General features: G+C 46.5%; 22 protein-coding genes. 11 read left to right on the forward strand and 11 right to left on the reverse strand.

The window, feature by feature from the left end:
* Positions 1–2 precede the first annotated feature (2 nt).
* From ilvN to P2W84_RS04305, 11 genes are all read left to right on the forward strand, one after another.
* A complete protein-coding gene (gene ilvN, locus P2W84_RS04255; RefSeq protein WP_276088863.1) occupies positions 3–617 on the forward strand; it encodes an acetolactate synthase small subunit in 615 nt (204 codons plus the stop codon).
* Between the two features lie 14 nt (positions 618–631).
* Positions 632–1,102: a DinB family protein gene (locus P2W84_RS04260; protein WP_276088864.1), complete on the forward strand. Its 471-nt coding sequence runs from the start codon at positions 632–634 to the stop codon at positions 1,100–1,102.
* Between the two features lie 36 nt (positions 1,103–1,138).
* Positions 1,139–2,620 (forward strand): ketol-acid reductoisomerase, encoded by a 1,482-nt coding sequence (gene ilvC, locus P2W84_RS04265; RefSeq protein ID WP_276088865.1) that lies wholly within the window; start codon positions 1,139–1,141, stop codon positions 2,618–2,620.
* Positions 2,621–2,623: 3 nt separating this feature from the next.
* Entirely contained in the window at positions 2,624–4,114 is a 1,491-nt protein-coding gene (locus P2W84_RS04270) for an ATP-binding cassette domain-containing protein (RefSeq protein ID WP_276088866.1), read from the forward strand.
* Positions 4,095–5,258: a 2-isopropylmalate synthase gene (locus tag P2W84_RS04275; RefSeq protein WP_276088867.1), complete on the forward strand. Its 1,164-nt coding sequence runs from the start codon at positions 4,095–4,097 to the stop codon at positions 5,256–5,258. The genes P2W84_RS04270 and P2W84_RS04275 overlap by 20 nt, the downstream gene beginning before the upstream one ends.
* A gap of 32 nt (positions 5,259–5,290) precedes the next feature.
* On the forward strand, positions 5,291–6,697 hold the full coding sequence (gene leuC, locus P2W84_RS04280) for a 3-isopropylmalate dehydratase large subunit (RefSeq protein WP_276088868.1): 1,407 nt from the start codon (positions 5,291–5,293) through the stop codon (positions 6,695–6,697).
* Positions 6,698–6,711: 14 nt separating this feature from the next.
* The gene (leuD, locus tag P2W84_RS04285) at positions 6,712–7,308 is read left to right on the forward strand and encodes a 3-isopropylmalate dehydratase small subunit (protein WP_276088869.1); all 597 of its coding nucleotides are present in this window, start codon (positions 6,712–6,714) and stop codon (positions 7,306–7,308) included.
* A complete protein-coding gene (locus P2W84_RS04290) occupies positions 7,308–8,825 on the forward strand; it encodes an alpha-isopropylmalate synthase regulatory domain-containing protein (RefSeq protein ID WP_276088870.1) in 1,518 nt (505 codons plus the stop codon). The genes leuD and P2W84_RS04290 overlap by 1 nt, the downstream gene beginning before the upstream one ends.
* A gap of 57 nt (positions 8,826–8,882) precedes the next feature.
* The gene (gene leuB / locus P2W84_RS04295) at positions 8,883–9,941 is read left to right on the forward strand and encodes a 3-isopropylmalate dehydrogenase (protein ID WP_276088871.1); all 1,059 of its coding nucleotides are present in this window, start codon (positions 8,883–8,885) and stop codon (positions 9,939–9,941) included.
* A complete protein-coding gene (gene ilvA, locus P2W84_RS04300) occupies positions 9,938–11,179 on the forward strand; it encodes a threonine ammonia-lyase IlvA (RefSeq protein ID WP_276088872.1) in 1,242 nt (413 codons plus the stop codon). Before leuB ends, ilvA begins: the two co-directional genes overlap by 4 nt.
* A gap of 101 nt (positions 11,180–11,280) precedes the next feature.
* Entirely contained in the window at positions 11,281–11,697 is a 417-nt protein-coding gene (locus P2W84_RS04305) for a hypothetical protein (RefSeq protein WP_276088873.1), read from the forward strand.
* A gap of 64 nt (positions 11,698–11,761) precedes the next feature.
* On the opposite strand, the gene P2W84_RS04310 is transcribed toward P2W84_RS04305, so the two are convergent.
* The 11 genes from P2W84_RS04310 to hemB all read right to left on the reverse strand — a co-directional run bounded on the left by P2W84_RS04310 (position 11,762) and on the right by hemB (position 21,180).
* Complete coding sequence (locus P2W84_RS04310; RefSeq protein WP_276088874.1) at positions 11,762–12,760, reverse strand: ATP-binding cassette domain-containing protein; 999 nt, start codon at positions 12,758–12,760, stop codon at positions 11,762–11,764.
* An 84-nt stretch (positions 12,761–12,844) separates the two neighbouring features.
* Entirely contained in the window at positions 12,845–13,729 is an 885-nt protein-coding gene (locus P2W84_RS04315) for an outer membrane beta-barrel protein (protein ID WP_276088875.1), read from the reverse strand.
* Positions 13,730–13,747: 18 nt separating this feature from the next.
* On the reverse strand, positions 13,748–14,470 hold the full coding sequence (locus tag P2W84_RS04320) for a hypothetical protein (RefSeq protein WP_276088876.1): 723 nt from the start codon (positions 14,468–14,470) through the stop codon (positions 13,748–13,750).
* Positions 14,451–15,017, reverse strand: coding sequence for a sigma-70 family RNA polymerase sigma factor (locus tag P2W84_RS04325; RefSeq protein ID WP_276088877.1), 567 nt, complete (start codon positions 15,015–15,017; stop codon positions 14,451–14,453). The genes P2W84_RS04320 and P2W84_RS04325 overlap by 20 nt, the downstream gene beginning before the upstream one ends.
* Positions 15,018–15,109: 92 nt before the next feature.
* The gene (gene hemJ, locus P2W84_RS04330; protein ID WP_276088878.1) at positions 15,110–15,661 is read right to left on the reverse strand and encodes a protoporphyrinogen oxidase HemJ; all 552 of its coding nucleotides are present in this window, start codon (positions 15,659–15,661) and stop codon (positions 15,110–15,112) included.
* A gap of 9 nt (positions 15,662–15,670) precedes the next feature.
* Entirely contained in the window at positions 15,671–16,693 is a 1,023-nt protein-coding gene (gene hemE, locus P2W84_RS04335) for a uroporphyrinogen decarboxylase (protein WP_276088879.1), read from the reverse strand.
* A gap of 16 nt (positions 16,694–16,709) precedes the next feature.
* A complete protein-coding gene (locus tag P2W84_RS04340; protein WP_276088880.1) occupies positions 16,710–17,225 on the reverse strand; it encodes a hypothetical protein in 516 nt (171 codons plus the stop codon).
* Positions 17,225–17,929, reverse strand: a complete 705-nt coding sequence (locus P2W84_RS04345) for a response regulator transcription factor (RefSeq protein ID WP_276088881.1) — start codon at positions 17,927–17,929, stop codon at positions 17,225–17,227. Before P2W84_RS04345 ends, P2W84_RS04340 begins: the two co-directional genes overlap by 1 nt.
* A gap of 1 nt (position 17,930) precedes the next feature.
* Entirely contained in the window at positions 17,931–18,797 is an 867-nt protein-coding gene (locus P2W84_RS04350; protein WP_276088882.1) for a HAMP domain-containing sensor histidine kinase, read from the reverse strand.
* A 38-nt stretch (positions 18,798–18,835) separates the two neighbouring features.
* Positions 18,836–20,209, reverse strand: coding sequence for a glutamate-1-semialdehyde 2,1-aminomutase (gene hemL, locus P2W84_RS04355; RefSeq protein WP_276088883.1), 1,374 nt, complete (start codon positions 20,207–20,209; stop codon positions 18,836–18,838).
* A gap of 2 nt (positions 20,210–20,211) precedes the next feature.
* Complete coding sequence (gene hemB / locus P2W84_RS04360) at positions 20,212–21,180, reverse strand: porphobilinogen synthase (protein ID WP_276088884.1); 969 nt, start codon at positions 21,178–21,180, stop codon at positions 20,212–20,214.
* Between the last annotated feature and the right edge of the window lie 8 nt (positions 21,181–21,188).

Genomic DNA, 21,188 nt, shown 5'->3' on the forward strand with positions numbered 1-21,188 from the left:
TCATGAGTAATTCAAACGAAACAGATAACGGAAAACAAGAGTTTACCATTACCGCATATACAGAGAACCGCATCGGCATCCTGAACCGCATAGCAATCATTTTCTCCCGCAGGAAGATCAACATTGAGAGTCTTAACACCTCTCCTTCTGAAATTGAGCACATTCACAGATTCAATATCGTGATTCATGAAACCGAGGAAGTGGTCAGCAAGCTGGCCAGGCAGATCGAAAAGCAGGTAGAAGTACTGAAAGTATATTATAACCGGAACGAAGACATCATCTGGCAGGAAATGGCCCTGTATAAGGTACCTACTGATGTAATTGCAGAAAAGGTGCTGGTAGAACGCCTGCTGCGTGAGAACGGTGCACGTGTAGTGGTGATCCGCAAGGATTATACGGTGTTTGAGACCACGGGCCACCGGGAGGAAACGGACAAACTGATCGAAGTATTGCAACCCTATGGTCTGATTGAATTCGTACGCAGTGCAAGGGTGGCCATCATCAAGGACAGTGAAGGCTTCAACCGTAAGCTCAGGGAATTCGAGCGCCGGGAGCCTGGTGAAGAAGTCATTGAAAATGAGTATCTTGATCAGCCAAAAAATGTATTCAGCATGTAATGCCGAAAATAACAATGAAACACCATTTATTAACCATAATCAGGCAGACAAGAGAAAACTTTATCCGGTTGGTGGAGTCATGCTCACCTGAAGAGCTGAATGCGGTGCCGCGAGGTTTCAACAATAATGTGATCTGGAACTTTGGTCATATTGCCGCCAGTCAGCAGCTGCTTTGCTATCTAGCGGCGGGCGCGGTCCCGATAGTGGATGAAAAGATCATCAGCAGTTACAGAAAAGGCACGCGGCCTGAGGGTTTTGTCGGTCTGGCTGAAATTGAAGAACTAACAGTCCTGATGCGAAGTACAATAGACAGCTTGTCTGCAGACCTGGACACGGGGATCTTTGACAATTATAAAGCATTCACTACTAGCTACGGGGTTGAATTGAAAAATGTGGCTGACGCGGTACAGTTCTTTGCTGTTCACGATGCCTATCATTATGGAATAGCCTCTGCCATTAAGAAAGTAATCAACACAAATCAATAAAACATAAAAGTATCTTAATCAAAAAAATAAAAAACGATGTCAAATTATTTTAACACACTACCACTCAGAGAACAATTGAACCAATTGGGCGTTTGCGAATTCATGGACAATGCCGAATTCCTGGATGGCGTAAATGTACTGAAAGGAAAAAAGCTGGTGATCGTTGGATGCGGTGCGCAGGGCCTCAACCAGGGCCTGAACCTGAGGGATAGTGGATTAAATGTAAGCTATGCGCTGCGTAAGGAAGCCATTGAAGGCAAAAGGGATTCCTGGAAAAATGCCACTGAAAACAGTTTTACGGTAGGCACCTATGAGGAACTGATCCCGGATGCTGATGTGGTCATCAACCTAACACCTGACAAACAACATACCTCAGTTGTGAATGCAGTGATGCCATTGATGAAGCAAGGGTCTACCCTGCTGTACTCACATGGATTTAACATTGTTGAGGAAGGCATGCAGATCCGTAAGGACATTACCGTAATTATGGTTGCTCCTAAATGTCCGGGCAGTGAGGTAAGGGCAGAATACGTAAGGGGATTTGGCGTACCTACCCTCATCGCGGTACACCCCGAGAACGATCCGGAAGGAAAGGGACTTGCCCAGGCTAAAGCATACTGCGTAGGAACCGGCGGCCACAGGGCTGGTGTACTGAGGTCTTCATTCGTAGCAGAAGTGAAATCTGACCTGATGGGCGAGCAGACCATTCTTTGCGGATTGCTGCAAACTGGCTCTATCCTGTCATTTGACAAAATGGTAGAAAAAGGCATTGATCCGGCTTATGCCTCCAAACTGGTACAATATGGCGTAGAGGTCGTTACAGAAGCTTTGAAACACGGTGGTGTATCGGGCATGATGGACCGCCTGAGCAATCCAGCCAAAATCAAAGCCTATGAAGTTTCTGAAGAACTGAAGAACATCATGCGTCCTTTGTTCCAGAAGCACCAGGACGATATCATGAGCGGCGAGTTTAGCCGGGTAATGATGGAGGACTGGGCCAACGGTGACAAAAACCTGCTGACCTGGCGTGCAGCTACAGGAGAAACTGCCTTTGAAAAGACCCCTGCAGGAAATATGAAGATCGCAGAGCAGGAATACTTTGACAATGCTTTGTTGCTGGTTGCCTTTGTAAGGGCCGGTGTAGAGCTGGCATTTGAAACCATGGTTGAAGCAGGCATCAAACCTGAATCCGCTTATTATGAGTCATTGCACGAAACACCGCTGATCGCAAACACCATCGCACGTAAAAAACTGTTTGAAATGAACCGCGTGATCTCTGATACCGCAGAATACGGTTGCTACCTGTTTGACCATGCCTGCAAACCATTGCTGGCAGACTTCATGACCAGGGTGGAAACAGATCTGATCGGAAAGAACTTCAATGAAGGTAAGGACAACGGTGTTGACAACGTGACTTTAATCACCGTGAATGAGGCTTTGCGTTCGCATCAGGTTGAGATTGTCGGTGCGCGTTTGAGAAAAGCGATGACTGCGATGAAATCCATCAAAACTGCATAAGAAATGTCGGAACCTTTCGTCCATATCAGCAACCTTGAAGTGAGGTACCGCCATCAGACGGTACTGAAGGGCCTGGAATGGAAGATCAATTATGGAGACAACTGGCTGATCTGTGGCGACAGCGGGAGCGGTAAGACTTCGCTTGGAAAGGCGATTGCCGGGCTAGCGCCCTTCAGCGGGAAAATCGAAATCGGTTTCAACCCGCTCAGTCCGTTGCCTCCATTGGTATATTATATAGCAAACTGGTACCAGTTTAAAGACCTTGAAGGTCAGTCTAACTTTTATTACCAGCAGCGTTATAATACCTGGTCAGTAGAAGTGACTGCTACGATACAGGCCGAACTGGAGCGTTTTGGTGCTGAGCATGGTCTCAGCTTTTCTGACGTAGAAGATATACTCAAAAAGCTGGGCTATTCAGAACTGAAGGACTCCACGCTCATTCAGCTGTCTAGCGGTGAGCATAAGAAACTCCAGCTGATCAAAGCCATCTGGCTGGCTCCGCAGTTACTGGTGCTGGACCAGCCTTACAACGGATTAGATAAAAATTCGAGGCAAAACCTGAACATATTGCTGGACCAACTGGCTGCTGAAGGTACCCAACTGGTCCTGATCGGCAACGACGCCGAACTGCCTGCATGTATTACCCGCTATGCCGAGATTGTAGGGGGCAGACTAAGGGAAGTTTCAGAATACGAAAGGTTACAGGATTATACTACTGTCATTGCAGAAGAACTGCCCGAGTTCCTGAATGCCCATCCTGTGCATGATCATCCGGGAGATATCATCAGTATGCGGAACGTCAACATCAGTTATGGGGAAAAACAAGTCCTGAAAGACATCAACTGGCAGGTGAAGGCCGGGGAAAAGTGGTTACTCCAGGGGCATAACGGCTCGGGGAAATCGACTTTGCTGAGCCTGATCTGCGGGGACCATCCGCAAGCCTATGCCAATGATTATTCCCTTTTCGGGCAAAAGCGGGGAACGGGTGAAAGCATCTGGGAGATCAAAGCGAAGATCGGACTGATCTCACCTGAGCTGCACTGGTACTTTGACCGCTCTGCAACGGTGTGGCAAACTGTAGCTTCGGGTTTCTATGACAGTTCCGGTCTGTTCTGCGATCCGGGATCATTAAAACACCAGAAGACAGGTGAGCTGCTGGCTTATCTGGGGCTGACTGCTTATGGCAACACACTGATGAATGAGCTGCCGCTCGGCAAGCAGCGACTGGCTCTATTGGGCCGTACTATTATTAAGAATCCTGAACTGCTGATACTTGATGAACCCTGTCAGGGTCTGGACATCCAGCAGACCAGGCATTTTAATGAACTGGTAGACCGGCTTTGCGGGAACAATGGCACTACACTGATCTATGTAGGGCATTTCGAATCCCAGCTACCTGATTGTATCGAGAAAAAAATTATATTGGAAAACGGAAAAGTAAAAGCCGTAGAAGAAATTAAAAAAACAGAGCATTATGTTACACGATCCGAATAGAGTTTATGTATTTGACACCACCTTAAGGGACGGTGAGCAGGTACCGGGATGCCAGTTGACAACCCCTGAAAAGATTGAGATTGCCAAAGAACTGGAAACACTTGGCGTGGACATCATTGAGGCAGGTTTCCCGATTTCCAGCCCCGGCGATTTCCAGAGCGTAGTAGAAATATCAAAAGCAGTTTCTGAACCGATCATTTGTGCGCTGACACGTGCCAACAAAGGAGATATTGATTCGGCGGTTGCTGCGCTGAAATACGCAAAACGTCCAAGGATACATACCGGCATCGGCTCTTCTGACATGCACATTAAGCATAAGTTCAACAGTACCCGGGAAGAGATCCTGGCGCGTGGCGTGGAGGCGGTAAAATATGCGAAACAATTTGTAGAAGACATTGAATTCTATGCAGAAGACGCCGGACGCGCGGATATCCATTTCCTGGCGCAGATGGTAGAGGCTGTGATCGCAGCCGGCGCTACCGTAGTGAATATTCCGGATACCAATGGTTATTGCCTGCCGGACCAGTATGGCAGTAAGATCCGCTTTCTGAAGGAAAACGTAAAGAACATTGACCAGGCCATTATTTCTGTGCATTGTCACAATGACCTGGGTCTGGCGACAGCCAATTCGGTTGCAGGCCTGCAAAACGGAGCCAGGCAGATCGAAGGTACGATCAATGGCATTGGTGAGCGCGCGGGGAATACTTCCATCGAAGAGGTAGTGATGATTCTGAAAACCCACCAGTCGCTTGGACTGCATACCAATATCAACTCCAAGAATTTCTATGAGCTAAGCCGTATGGTGAGCTCGCAGATGCGCATGCCTGTGCAACCTAACAAGGCGATCGTTGGTGCAAATGCCTTTGCACACAGCTCTGGTATCCATCAGGACGGGTTCCTGAAAAACAGGGAGAATTATGAAATCATTAAACCGGAAGACGTCGGTTTTCCAAGTGCCAGCATTGTGCTGACTGCACGAAGCGGAAGGCATGCCCTTAAGTTCCACCTGGAGCGCCTGGGCTTTAACCTGAGCAAGGAAGAACTGGCCGATGCCTATCACCGCTTCCTGACACTGGCAGACAGTAAACTGGACATCAATGATGAGGACCTGACACTGATGATGAATAGTCAGCAGGTAGTATAACGAGAAAAGAACAACAACAAAATAGAGTTAAAATGAGTAAAACATTATTTGATAAGGTTTGGGACCGCCACGTAGTACGCAAGATTGAAGGCGGACCCGACGTCGTCTTCATTGACCGCCACCTTATCCATGAAGTAACCAGCCCTGTTGCATTCCTGGGTTTGAAGACCAGAGGGATCAAGGTACTTTATCCTGAGCGCACTTTTGCTACGGCTGATCATAATACACCGACCATTAACCAGCATCTTCCGGTTGCTGATCCGCTTTCAGCGAACCAGCTGAAGGCACTGGAATCAAATTCTAATGAGTACGGTATCAGCCACTGGGGCCTAGGACATCAGAAAAATGGTATCGTACACGTAGTCGGTCCTGAAAACGGAATCACCCAACCAGGTACTACGATTGTTTGCGGCGATTCACATACGTCCACTCACGGTGCCTTTGGTGCCATTGCATTCGGTATCGGGACATCCGAAGTAGAGATGGTACTGTCAACACAGTGTATTATGCAGCCGAAACCCAAAAAAATGCGCATTACCGTTAATGGTAAACTGGGCTTGGGTGTAACGCCCAAGGATGTTGCCCTGTTCATCATTTCACAACTTACTACTTCCGGCGCTACGGGTTATTTCGTGGAATATGCGGGTGATGTGTTCGAGAACATGAGCATGGAGGGCCGGATGACCGTATGTAACCTGAGCATTGAGATGGGTGCCCGTGGTGGAATGATCGCTCCCGACGAAACGACGATCAATTACGTAAAGGGACGTGAGTTCAGTCCTAAAGGCGAGGCCTGGGAAAAGGCGGAAGCTTATTACCGCACACTGTATACTGATGCTGATGCGGTATTTGACAAAGAATATACGTATGATGGCAGTACGATAGAGCCCATGATCACCTATGGTACAAATCCTGGTATGGGCATCGGCATTTCACAGCATATTCCTGATGCAGAACATGTAGAAGGCGGCGTGGCTACCTATGAGAAATCACTGGGTTACATGGGTTTTTCTGAAGGCGATCAGATGATCGGAAAAAAAGTAGACTATGTATTTGTAGGTAGCTGTACCAATGGCCGTATAGAGGATTTCAGGGCTTTTGCTTCTATTGTTAAAGGCCGTCATAAGGCAGATAATGTAACTGCATGGTTGGTTCCCGGATCACATGTGGTCGAAGCACAGATCAGGGAAGAAGGTATCCTGGACATCCTGACCGAAGCAGGATTTACCTTGCGCCAGCCCGGATGTTCGGCTTGTCTGGCGATGAACGACGATAAAGTACCTGCAGGCAAATATGCGGTAAGTACTTCTAACAGGAACTTTGAAGGAAGACAGGGCCCTGGCGCCAGGACTTTACTGGCGAGCCCGCTGGTTGCCGCCGCCGCCGCTGTGACCGGAGTGGTTACCGATCCGAGAACATTAATAGAAGAACTTGTCTAACACACGAAAATAGAATGGCCTACGATAAATTTACGGTATTGAGGAGCACTGCGGTCCCTCTTCCGATTGAAAATATAGACACCGACCAGATCATCCCCGCTCGTTTCCTGAAAGCTACAGAGCGTGTCGGCTTTGGCGACAATCTGTTCCGCGACTGGAGATACAACGCAGATAACACACCCAAGCAGGACTTTATCCTGAACAACGCGACCTATAGCGGGAAGATCCTGATCGGAGGCAAGAACTTCGGGTCAGGCTCCTCAAGGGAACACGCAGCCTGGGCGATCTACGATTATGGTTTCAGGTGTGTGGTGTCAAGCTTCTTTGCAGACATTTTTAAGAACAACTGCCTGAACATTGGTGTATTGCCTGTACAGGTAAGTCCGGAATTTGCCGAAGCGCTTTTTACTGCTGTTCATGGTAACCCGGCTGCTGAAATAGAGATCAACCTGCCGGAGCAGACCATAACACTGCTGTCTACCGGAGCGCAGGAGAAGTTTGACATCAGCCCCTACAAGAAGGAGAACATGATGAACGGCTTTGATGATATCGACTATCTGCAAAGTATCAAGCCGGAGATCCAGGAATTTGCTTCGCATCTGCCGATTTAATGGAAAGAAAAAAAATTGAAATCATGGATACGACACTCCGCGATGGCGAACAGACATCGGGAGTGTCGTTTTCTACATCAGAAAAACTCACCATAACCCAGCTATTATTGGATGAACTGCGCGTGGACAGGGCTGAGATCGCTTCGGCCCGTGTTTCCGACGGTGAGTTCCAGGCCGTGAAGACAATTATGACCTGGGCAGCGCAGCATGGTCATGCGGAAAAGATCGAGGTATTGTCTTTTGTAGACAACGGGATTTCTGTCGACTGGATGGTTAGCGCCGGGGTGAAGGTACAAAATCTGCTGACCAAGGGCTCACTGAACCATCTTACCCACCAGTTGAAGAAGACCCCGGAACAGCATTTTTCGGAGATCAGTCACGTAATCGGATTAGCGGCGGCAAAAGGGATATCGACCAACGTTTACCTGGAAGACTGGAGCAATGGCATGCGCAATTCCCCTGAATATGTTTTTCAGTTTCTTGATTTCCTCTCGCAACAACCAGTAAAGCGGATATTGCTGCCGGATACGCTTGGTATCCTCACACCTGCTGAGACCTATCAGTATATTTCTGAATTAAAGCAAAGGTATCCGGTCCAGCGCTTTGACTTTCACGCCCATAACGATTATGACCTTGGCACTGCCAATGTGCTTGAAGCGGTAAAGGCTGGTATAGATGGCCTTCATCTCACCGTCAATGGTATGGGGGAAAGGGCAGGAAACGCACCAATGGCAAGTGCGGTAGCGGTGATCAATGACTTTGTCCCCGCTGTGGAAGTACAGATCAGGGAATCATCTATTTACCAGGTGAGCAAACTGGTGGAGACTTTCTCAGGCGTACGTATCCCGGCCAATAAGCCAATAGTGGGCGATAATGTGTTCACACAGACGGCAGGTATCCATGCCGATGGGGACAATAAGAACAACCTGTACTTCAACGACCTTCTGCCAGAACGTTTCGGCCGTAAACGCAAGTATGCACTTGGAAAAACTTCTGGAAAGGCCAATATCGAAAAGAACCTTCAGGAACTTGGCCTCAAACTCAATGAGGAAGATCTGCGTAAAGTCACCAAAAGGGTGATCGAGCTTGGGGACAAGAAAGAGACCGTTACTAAAGAGGACCTTCCTTACATCATTTCCGATGTACTGGACAGCAGTTTATACGAAGAGAAAGTGTCGGTTGAATCCTACGTGCTGACCAACGCAATGGGACTTCGGCCTTCGGCTACAATAGCCGTACGCATTGAAGGTGAGAAATTTGAGGAAAATGCCCAGGGCGACGGACAATTTGATGCCTTTATGAATGCATTGACCAGGGTGTATGACAAGAAAAGCAGAAGTCTTCCCAAGCTGATCGACTATGCCGTGAGAATTGCTCCTGGAAGTAATTCTGATGCACTCTGTGAAACGGTAATCACCTGGGAAACCACGCAAAAAACATTTATTACCCGCGGACTGGACTCTGACCAGACGGTGAGCGCCATTAAGGCAACACAAAAAATGCTCAATATCATCTGAGATTGAGCGAGACAGGACAATAAATTTAACAAACAATTATAAACACAATACGAGTATATGAAATTGAATATTGCGCTTTTAGCGGGTGACGGAATCGGGCCTGAAGTCGTAGACCAGGCTGTAAAAGTATGTGATGCAGTTGCGAAAAAATTCGGCCACGAGATTGCCTGGACTGCGGCATTGACTGGTGCCAGCGCCATAGATGCGGTAGGCGAACCCTATCCCGATGAAACGCATGAAGTGTGTATGGCTGCCGACGCAGTGCTGTTTGGCGCCATCGGGCACCCACGTTACGACAATGATCCGAAGGCAAAGGTACGCCCTGAGCAGGGCCTGCTGAAAATGCGCCAGAAACTGGGCTTGTTTGCCAATGTGCGCCCGACTTTTACTTTTCCTTCGCTGATCGACAACTCTCCGCTGAAACGCGAGCGCATTGAAGGCACAGACCTGATCATCCTGCGTGAGCTGACAGGCGGTATTTATTTTGGTGAGCGCGGACGTAAAGATGGCGACAATACTGCCTTCGATACCTGCACCTATACCCGTGAGGAAGTGCAGCGCCTGGCCAAACTGGGCTTCGAACTGGCGATGACCCGCAGCAAAAAGCTTTGCTGTGTCGATAAGGCGAACGTACTGGAAACCTCCCGTCTTTGGAGGGAAACTGTTCAAGCTATGGAGAAGGATTATCCTGAAGTAACTGTAAGTTATGAATTTGTAGATGCCGTGGCAATGCGCCTGGTACAGTGGCCGAATTCTTATGATGTGCTGATCACGGAGAACCTGTTTGGCGACATCCTGACCGATGAAGCTTCTGTTATCTCCGGTTCTATGGGCCTGATGCCTTCTGCGTCCAAAGGTATTCATACTTCACTTTACGAACCCATCCACGGATCTTATCCTCAGGCTGCCGGTAAAGACATCGCCAATCCCCTGGCTACTGTACTCTCTGCCGCAATGATGTTTGAAGATGCCTTCGGACTGAAGGAAGAAGCAGAGGCGATCCGCAACGTAGTTAACAAGTCATTGTCGGAAGGTATCGTAACCGAGGATCTTGCCGGACAGAACAAAGCATACAAAACCAGTGAAGTCGGCAATTGGCTGGCCGCAAATGTATGAGTCTGAAAAAGCTGGATTCACTTGCCGCTTCTAAGCGGTTAAATGGTATTGTCAGACATACCCCGCTGATCTATAATGCGGGGTTGTCTGAAAAATACAACTGCAAAGTTTATCTTAAACGGGAAGACCTGCAGGTTGTCCGGTCTTATAAGCTCCGTGGGGCCTTTAACATGATCAGCCAGCTCAGTCCTGAGGCGCTCAGCCGCGGAATCGTCTGTGCAAGTGCAGGGAACCATGCGCAGGGAGTGGCCTTCTCATGTGATAAACTAGGCACAAGGGGCGTAATTTTTATGCCCGAGATTACGCCGAAACAGAAGGTGAAACAAACTGAAATGTTTGGCAATGGCCGGATAGAACTGGTACTCACGGGCGATACATTTGACGATTGCCTTAATGAGGCTTTGGCTTATACAGAAAAGCATCAGATGACTTTCATTCCTCCTTTTGATGACTACAGCATCATTGAAGGACAAGGTACGGTCGGTGTAGAGATTTTGGAAGATCTGCCTGGCGTAGATACAGTGATTGTGCCTATCGGCGGCGGCGGACTGGCTGCAGGTGTAGGCAGCTACCTCAAATCACAGAAGCCGGGTGTGGAACTGATTGGTGTGGAACCTGAGGGCGCACCCTCCATGCTGGAAGCCTTTAAACAAAACGGCCCAGTCACATTAGACCATATTGACCGCTTTGTAGACGGCGCTTCTGTAAAGCGGGCCGGTGCATTGACTTACCCGATATGCAGGGAATTGCTTGACGATGTATTACTGATCCCCGAAGGCAAGATTTGTACAACCATTTTAAAGCTGTATAACGAGGATGCCATTGTCGTTGAACCCGCAGGAGCACTTTCAGTAACTGCCTTGGATGCCTGCCGTGAACGCATCAGGGGAAAAAGAGTGGTTTGTATTGTTAGCGGAGGTAATAATGATATTGAAAGAATGCAGGAGATCAAGGAAAAATCCCTGCTTTACGAAGGCCTGAAACATTATTTCATCGTGCGGTTTCCCCAAAGGCCAGGTGCACTAAAATTGTTTGTCAATAATGTACTGGGCCCTCAGGATGATATTACCCGCTTCGAATTCATAAAAAAAACCAACCGGGAAAACGGACCTGCACTTGTTGGCATTGAGTTGACCAATAAGGATGACTATGCCGGACTGATTACCCGGATGAAGGAATTTAAGTTCGAGGTTATCGCATTGAATAACGACCAGACGCTTTTCGAATACCTGGTATAAGTAGCTAAACATTAACATTTTAATTACACAGACCACAGGTCTTCATTAATCCTGGTTTCGTGGCAGCAGTTTTGCTGTATCAACTTTAAAAACACGCAAACATGAAAAACCTAATCTTACTCCTACTTTGTACCACCACGCTGGGTCTGGTGTCGTGCAAGAAAGACACCATTGTCCAGGAAACTCCCAACAGGACAATTATTTTCAACATACAGCCCGCTCAATGGCTATCTTCAACCGACGGTACTACTTATACTGCTGAAATAAACATTCCTGAAATCGATCAATTAAATGTCGATATCGAAGGCGTATTGGTTTATCTTGATCATCCGGTAAACAAAAGCAGCTATATACAACTGCCTTATACCTATGAAGGAATCTCCTATAGCTATGAACATTTTAACGGAGGAATCGCGATTGACATTCAGCGTTCCGAATTCTCAACTAAGCTGCCGCAGAAACCCACTGTGCCTATTCGTCTGAAAGTAGTACTGATCCCTTCAAGAGACGTAACCTGAATGCGCCCACATTATCCTAAAATATTGGAAAGCCGGGACCTGACCAGTCCCGGCTTTTTGTATATTAAGATTTTAAAGTTAGGAAACGGGATATACTGGCCTGTACATGTTCGCTTTTTTTATGCTCGCCCCTGTTGAGCTGTAAGGCTCTTATAGTTACTCCGTGCCTCTCCAGTAACAGCTCCTCATAAAACCCCTTGTAATAAACATCCTTAACTTCAAACCTCCGGCTGTTCCAGGACGTCTTCAGTTCCACCCATTCCGGATAAAACACAGCCTTTCCCTGGTTGATCTCAAGCCCCAGTCTTCTTGCATCTTCCGCCTCCAGTGTTACTGCATTTCCAAGCATCTGAGCAGTATACACATGATCGGGGTGGTTATAGATATGTTCGGGATTCCCCTTTTGCAAAAGCTGTCCGTCTTTGACCACCAGAAGTTCATCTGCCATGAAAAGACCATCCGCAGGATCATGAGAGACCATAATGATCGTAACCCCAGTTTCAGCTGCAATCCGCTTGAGATCTGCCCTCAGCTGGTTTTTTAGAAGGGCGTCTACCTGACTAAAGGGTTCGTCCAGAAGTAAGACTTCCGTATCCGTTACCAATGCCCTCGCTATAGCCACCCGCTGCTGCTCGCCTCCGCTAAGCTGAGTGATCTTCTTTTCCCGCAAATGTGCGATGTGCAGTTGTTCCATAACGGCATGGGTCTTTTGCTGCTTAAGATGTACATCCGTATTGCTGAGCATAGCGGCAATATTGTCGTAAACCTTAGCATAGATATTCAGGGAAAAATCCTGGGTCACCATTTTCATTGCCTTGTGACCGGGTATAAGTTGTTCATCAGGGCCGGGCACGCGCTTTCCCATAAAAAGTACCTCACCCTCGTCAGCTTTAAGGAGTCCATATATCGATTTCAACAAGGTAGACTTTCCACTTCCGCTTTCTCCGATAATCGCAGTAATCGTACCCCTTCCTACTGAAAAACTAATTTGATTGATCCCCTGCGCGGTTCCGGGTTGGTAGCGCTTCGAGAGCTTGTTTACACTGATGATCTGATCTTCCACAGATCAAATATAAAATAAAAAAGCCCTGTTGTAACTTACAACAGGGCCGGTGTTTATTTGTGTATTAAAAAGGGGTCGTATTGATCAGTTCAGTCCGAGTGTCACACCAAAGGACATATTTCTTAAGCCTTTCTGAGGGGCGCTTGCAAACATATCGTTCATATAATATTTGGCAAATATACCAAAACTTCCGTACCCCAGCCGCACCGTACCACCATAACGGAAGGGCTGAAAATTATAGTTGTCTTTAAATTTCTCTTTACCCCGCTCATCGCTGATCTGTTTCACCTTGCCGTTAAGTAAAAAGCCTATTTCGGGGCCAAATACAAAGTAAAACCGCTTTCCGTTCTCATTTTCATTGGTACGTAGTTCAAAGTTTAATGGAACGTGTACATAACTATTAGAGAAACGGTTTTTTGAGAACCTTACCGTATCGGTCACGTAAGTTAGTTGCGACTGATTCGGTTGTATGGTGATGTCCTTCTGCAGACGGATCATTGTCCAGTCAAAGCCACCGGCAACATACACCTTAAAATTCGAATTGAAACGGTATCCCATCTGCAGTACATCAAAGGAAACTGTACTTGTCTTGCCCCCACGGTAATCAAGGAATTCGTTTTCCGGCGACAGATTAAAACTGCCATTATCGATTAGCCTGGAAAAACCTAAGTCAAACCGCGTCAGTGTAATCCCACCTATAAAACGTCCCTTATTCGCTTTTGCAGTCCTGATACTGTCTTCCCTGGCCTTGGCGCGTTCTTCAGGGACCAATACACCGTTGACATCTTTAAATCCCGGCCATTTCTTTGTTGTATCTCTGTCTTCCTTTCCAAAGTTTACCGATAAAGAAAATTTGGAAGGAAATTTTCTTTTGGCAGCTGCAGTTGTGTCCCGCTGCGCGGATGCATTTGAAACTACCGTAGCAGCCATTCCAGCAGTCATCATTAAAGTAAATACAAAACGTCTCATTATTCTATGTGTTAGTGCTTATTTGGTTTTTCTGTTAAATCTGACGATTCCGAGGTTTAATGAGACCAGCGATGAATTGTCATCATCTGTATCAAACTCAACAATCTTGTTTTCTCTCTTATCTACCTTACCGACCACAAAATTGACCAGATCGCCAACATTCCTGATGCCTTTCCGTTCCTGCTGTCCGTACATATCTCCGGTGGTATCTGCGCTGTTGATCTGAGCACTGGCAATTACAGGCTGTTCCTCATGTGCCTGGAACTGTACTGCCGGTATCGCCGACTGGGCGGTCAAGACAGCAGGTTCCATAGCCATTTTATGCTTATCGGGAACATCCGCCGTATCGGCCGGAAGTTTCCCTGCAAATCCCTTCTTCTCTTCATCACTCAATCCAGGGGCAATCACTAAAGGCACACTGCGTACCGGCAGTTCAGCCGCCTGCGGTTGTCTGACATCGATTTGTTCAACAATAGCACCAGCAGCATTCTCGGTGTTCACCGAGGCGACGGCACTCTGTAAACGTATTTTTTCGTCTCCAGGCAGTATCAACCCACAAACCAATAGAATAACAGCAGCCGCAGCAACTGACACCCACAAATAAATACCTTTTTTCCGGTCTGCCGGCTTATCCAGTTTACCGGCAATTTCTGTCCATAAACCTTCCGAAGGTTCGATTGCTGCGCCATCAAACAAGTTTTTGAACATTTCATCAAATTCCTTATCCTGCATGTGTAGCATAGTTCATGCCCTCCATTTTTAAAATTTCCTCTTTTAATATTGCTCTCGCCCGGGATAACTGAGATTTGCTTGCTCCCTCAGAAATTCCGAGAGCCTCTCCTATCTCCCTGTGTGAATACCCTTCAATCACATACATGTTAAATACCAGCCTGTAACCATCGGCCAGTTTCTGTATCATTTTTATCAGCAACTGCATATCCATTCTGCTAAAATCACTGGCTGCAGCAGGCTGTTCATAAGCTTCATCAATTGGGACAATATTAAGAGAACGGATATTTCTTCTGTAATTTTCAATGGCCGTATTGACCATGATCCTTCTTATCCATCCCTCAAAAGAGCCCTCCCCCCTATATTCCTTTATCTTCTGGAACACTTTAATATACCCCACCTGTAACGAATCCTCTGCTTCCATCCTATCCTTTGCATAACGCATACATACAGCCATCATCTTTGCTGAAGTATGCCTGTAAAGCGCTTCCTGCATTTTGCGGTCACCCGCCTTACAGCCCTCCAGCAAATCATCTATACTATATTGCGCCAACTTCATTGTGTGTTTGATATAGGGAAGATGAGACAACCTCATAAAAGGTTGCATGCAAAACAAAAAAAACTATTTTATAATTCTGAGGCCATGCCAGATTAGAGTCCCTGCCTCTTTCTGTAATATTTGTACCATTTCACTGCAAGCATAATCACCACAGCAAATATTACCAATCCCGCCAGGCCATAAATCCAGTTTACAGCGCTTTTAAGTATTACGGTAAATACAATTGCCACCAGCAAGATTGTGGCAACCTCATTCCATAGACGCAACCGAAAAGAGCTTATTCTGCACCTGTCCTCCCTTAATTGCTTCATCATGTTCTGGCAAATAAAATGATAAATCAGCAGCAGCGATACAAAGCCTAGCTTGACATGAAACCATGATTGATGCAGCAGATAATCCGGACGGATACAAATCATCCCGACCCCGGCCAATACTGTAAGTACCATTGCGGGGGTAGTAATGATATTCCATAACCTGGACTCCATACGTTCATACTCCTTCTTTAGAATAGTCTTCGCAGGCTCAGAACGGTCATCAGCTTCTTTATGATAAATAAAAAGCCGTACACTATAGAACAATCCCGCCATCCAGCTTACTACAAATACAATATGGACTGATAAAATGTACAGATAGTATTGTTCCATAGTTTCAGGTTAATAACGAAAATCCCTGACCACTTCTATTGCATATTTAACATGATCAAAAGGAATGTCCGGCATGATACCATGACCAAGATTGAAGATAAAGCCATTCTGGCCCCGCATACGTTCGAATAATCTCAATATCTCCCGCTTGATTACCGATTTTTCAGCGTAAAGTATATGCGGATCAAGGTTACCCTGCACAGCAATTCCCTCAGGCAAACTGTTTTTAATGTTCAACAGATCTGCATTCCAATCTACAGAAATTACGTCAGGCTTTGCCTCTGCCATTACCGGAGCAAAGACCGAACTACCCTTGCAAAAAGAAATAACTGGAATGTCTTTACGGTTTAACCCACTAATGATCTCCGCAATATAACGATGCGAGAACTCCTGATAATCGTTCCATGACAGGGCCAGTGCCCAGCTATCGAAGATCTGCACAGCATTGACTCCGGCAGCAATCTGAAGATTCAGGTAATCAACCGTAACTTTTGCAATCTTAGATAACAACGAATGTGCAAGCTGGGGTTGATTATGGATGAACAGCTTTGTTTTTTTAAAGTCCTTTGAAGACCCTCCCTCTACCAGGTAGCTCATTACAGTAAAAGGTGCACCGGCAAAACCGATCAACGGAACATTGCCATCAAGCCGCTGCTGAATCACCTTGATCGCATCGGCAACATATTGCAGTCTGTCCGTTACCTCTACCTGAAGCGCATCAACATCGGCCAGCGTCTGTACCGGGTTTGAGAACCTGGGGCCAACGCCCTGTGTAAAACTGAGGTCGCCGCCCATTGCCTCCGCGGTAACCAAAATATCAGAAAACAATATCGCCGCATCAACCCCTAAAAGGTCAATAGGAAGCATGGTCACGTCAGCTGCAATTTCCGGAGTCTTGCACATTTCCAGGAAACTATATTTATTTTTGATTTCCCAATATTGAGGCATAAAACGTCCTGCTTGTCTCATCATCCATACCGGAGGACGTTCTGTCTGTTTTGAAAACGCTGCGTCTAAAAATAAGCTGTTCATCTAAATCTATTTGGTTCTATATGCGGTTTAATTCCTTTTCCAGTTTACTGATCACTTCCGTAGCACGGGCTGTGGTCGCCATTTCCTTTGCCTTAGCCAGATAGGCTTTGCCCCGGTCTCCGTCCCTTCTCCTAAGGGCAAGGTTGGTAAGATGTATCATTACAAAAGCCTTGTCATTTTTACCACCCAGCGGAAACCTGCTTGCTATCTGAAAATGCCGCTCTGCTCCCTCATAATCTTCCTGCTTCAGCGCGATGTTGCCCATCATAAATTCATAATAGCCCCTCCTGTTACGTGCCAATCTGTCAGGATCCGAAACATCACCAAGCAAAGCCAGTGTACGCTCATAATCCCCTTTCTGAAAATATCTCGAAGCAAGTGCTACCGAACTGTGCTTAAAATGACTCCACAATACAAATGCAAAAAATAACCCGGCTAATGCGGCCAGCTGTATATGATCATAGAAAAGAAGCGCAGCGGCAGCCGTGGCAAAAATAGCCATCAGCAAATACCTGCCTTTATTATTGTACATTAATGAATGTCCGTAAATTTATACCCAACTCCTCTTATAGAATGGAAATAAACCGGGTTTTTCTGATCTGGTTCAAAGTATTTACGGAAAGTGAGAATAAAGTTATCTATTGTGCGCGTAGACGGATAAACATCATAGTTCCAGACGGTTTCCAGTATCTGTTCCCTGGAGACGGCCTCATTTTTACGCTCAATCAATAGCTTCAGCAACATGGTCTCTTTTTTGGTCAGCGGCACAATAGTTCCGTCATCCTGCTTCAGTTCAAAAGAGTTGAAGTAAATCGTCTTATCGCCGATCTTGTAGGAATTCAGCTCTTTCAGATCATCCGCCTTCATGCTGCGTTTCACCAATATACCCACCCTTAAGATCAGTTCTTCCAGGTTAAAAGGCTTTACAAGGTAATCATCAGCACCCTTTTTCAAGCCAAGCACCCGGTCCTCACTGGTATTCTTGGCTGTAAGAAATAAAATAGGCACCTCGGTATTCTCGAGCCTGATTGTTTCACAGACCTGGAACCCATCCATTTCCGGAAGCATCACGTCCAGGATAATCAGGTTAAAGCGCTCTTCCTTAAAGACCTTAAGCGCGGTCTTTCCGTCTTTTACGGCATGTACCTTATACCCTTCCAGTTCAAGGTTCAGTTTTATTGCGTCCAGGAGATGGTCCTCATCTTCAACCAATAATATTCTTAGTTTCTGTGACATATCAGTTAAATGTTATTTCAAAAATTGCCCCATGCGGCACATTATCCCTTACGCTAATGTCAGCCTCATGGCTTTGTAGAACTTCCTTAACAATAAACAGGCCTAAACCCGTTCCTTTTGATTTTCTGACATTCTCATCACCAACCCTGTAAAATTTGTCAAAAATCAACATCTTTTCCGTGTCAGGTATACCTGGCCCTTTGTCAGACACCCGGAGAAAAGGATGGCCATCTTTACTGGTCAGCTCTACTCCTACCTCAGCACAAGGCCCTGAATATTTAACTGCATTCTCGATCAGATTTGTTACCACTGAAGAAAGCGCAAACTGGTCACCCAATATCTTTATTCCTGGCTTAATAGAAGGATTGATCACTTGCTCACAACCACAGGAATGGATCTGCAGGCGGTCAGAGATCTTAGTGACCAGTTCAGAAAAATCAAATTCCTCCTTGGGAAATGAATAAGATCTGTTCTCGATTTTGGTGGCCAGCAGCATGTTCTCTACCAGGTCATCCAGCCGTTCAATATCTTTCAGGGAATTATTCAGTAAAGAAACCTGCCTCGCTCTGTCCAGATCACGCTTTACGATCGTTTGCAGAGAAAGCTTAATCGCTGCAAGAGGCGATTTCAGCTCATGCGTTACCGAGAGCAGAAAGTTTTGCTGTTGTTCTCTTAGTTTATCCTCCTTTTTGATCGCCCTGTGGAGAAAATAAGCACCCACACACAGCAGAAAAAGGAATACAGAACCTTCTCCCATCACCATGGCCATTCTCTGACGCTCCAATCTCACCACCAGTGTACCCCAGGAGATCAGTTGTACAAGCGAGTACAGCAACAGAAAATAAAAAATGACGATCGATTTCTTCAAAATACTATATCGTTAATACGGATAAAGATATCCAATAATTACTTATTTCTAAACACTACATCCAGACTTTCAAATATTGCCCTTTTTGTCTTTTCAAGCTCTATTTTAGTATGCGCGGCAGAAACAAACCCGACCTCATAGCCAGAAGGACCAAAATAAATTCCCCTGTTCAAAAGTTCGCGGTGCATCATTTTAAACTTCTCCATACTTGCATGGTCAATATCTGCAGCGGTCTGAATCTTTTCCTTATCGGTAAATGCCATCCAGAAAATAGAGCCCACATAGAACACCTTCAATTTATAGTTCCTGGCTGTCGCAAAACGCTGAATGCTCTCCGCAAATTCAGCAGCCTTGGCATTCAGTTCTTTATAGAATCCCGGGCGCAGCAGCTCCGTTAGCTGTGCAATCCCCGCCGCCATGGCGACCGGGTTACCTGATAAGGTGCCCGCCTGGTAAACGCCTCCGTCAGGCGAAATATGACCCATTATTTCGGCAGATGCACCATACATGCCTACCGGCAGGCCACCGCCAATAATCTTACCATAAGTAACAATATCCGGTTTAATGCCGTAATGTGCCGCAGCACCTTCGAAACCTAACCTGAAACCAGTGATCACCTCGTCAAAGATCAGCAGCGTGCCGTTTTCCCTGCAAGTCATTTCCAGCAACCTGAGGTACGCTTCATCCTGCATTAACAAGCCGTTATTTGCCGGTATCCCTTCAATAATAACGGCGGCAACTTGTCCGTTAAACTGCTCAAATGCCTGATATACAGCCTGAATATCATTCAACGGCACCACAATTGTTTCCTCAGCAAAAGACTTAGGTACACCAGCTGATGAGGTCTCGCCAAAAGTGACCAGTCCCGAGCCAGCCTTTACCAGCAAGGAGTCACTGTGGCCATGATAGCACCCCTCAAATTTGATGACCTTGTCACGGCCGGTATATCCCCTTGCAAGTCTGATCGCAGACATTACAGCCTCAGTTCCCGAACTCGTAAACCTGATTTTTTCAACGAACCTGTTGTTTTTGATGATCAGTTCCGCCAGTTCATTTTCCAAAGCAGTAGGTGCACCAAAGCTCATTCCGCTATGCATCACCTCAATCACTTTCTCACGAACCTTTTGATGATTGTGTCCGAGGATCAGCGGGCCCCAGCTGCCACAAAAGTCAATAAACTGATTACCATCCGCATCCCACACATAACATCCATCCCCTTTTTGAATAAATAATGGGGTGCCATATACCGATTTGAAAGCCCTCACAGGCGAATTCACGCCACCGGGAAAATATTTCTTCGCCCTTTCATAAAGTTCAGCAGACTTCTCCCTGGAAATATCAGGTTTATTACCCGTATTTACCGGTATATCCCCTTCATTTCCCGCAAACATTTTCTTCAAAGATTCCAACATAATTATAACCAGTTTCTTTCCGCAATATCCCGGATATGGTAAGTAGTAATAATACTTGCGCCAGCTCTGGCAAAAGCATGCATGGTTTCCATCACAACCTTTTGTTCATCGATCCATCCACGTTCAGCCGCTGCCTTGATCATTGAATATTCGCCCGATACATTATAACAGGCGATCGGCACATCTGTATTTTGTTTCAGGTTATGGATCACATCCAGATAGGCAAGGGCTGGCTTTACCATCAGTACGTCAGCACCTTCCGCCTCGTCAAGAAGCGCCTCACGAACAGCTTCACGACCATTCCTGAAGTCCATCTGATAAGCTTTTCGATCTCCCTTACCGGGTGCACAGTCTGCCGCTTCCCGGAAAGGCCCGTAATATGCTGAAGCAAATTTTGTTGCATGCGACATGATCGCTGTATTCACAAAGCCGGCGGCATCTAGTCCGTTCCTGATCGCACTTACCCTACCGTCCATCATATCCGAAGGAGCCAGCATATCGGCTCCTGCCTGCGCATGGGTCAAACCCATCTTTGCAATTAACTCCACAGTTTCATCGTTCTGCACGTAGTCATCCTTAATGATCCCGCAATGTCCATGAGTCGTATAGGAACAGACACAAACATCCGTTACCACGTACAAGTCATCACCAAAATTCTGCTTCAGCAAGCGGACAGCAGAGGGTACCAGGGAATGATCGTGCCATGCCGACCGGGCGTCTTCACTCTTTTCATCGCCGACGCCGAACAACATGATTTTACTGATGCCCAGCCCCAGCCCTTTTTCTACATCCCTGATTAGGGCATCTTCGGAAAAATGGCTGATTCCCGGCATCGCGTCCAGGGCATGCACCACGTTCTTTCCAGGCACTACAAAATAAGGATAAACAAACATATCCTTCGATAGCCTGGTTTCAGCAACCATCTCCCTTACCAAAGGGTTCTTTCTCAATCTTCTTGGACGATGCAACATATAATCTA

Source organism: Pedobacter sp. JY14-1 (assembly GCF_029269825.1).
Lineage (GTDB): Bacteria > Bacteroidota > Bacteroidia > Sphingobacteriales > Sphingobacteriaceae > Pedobacter.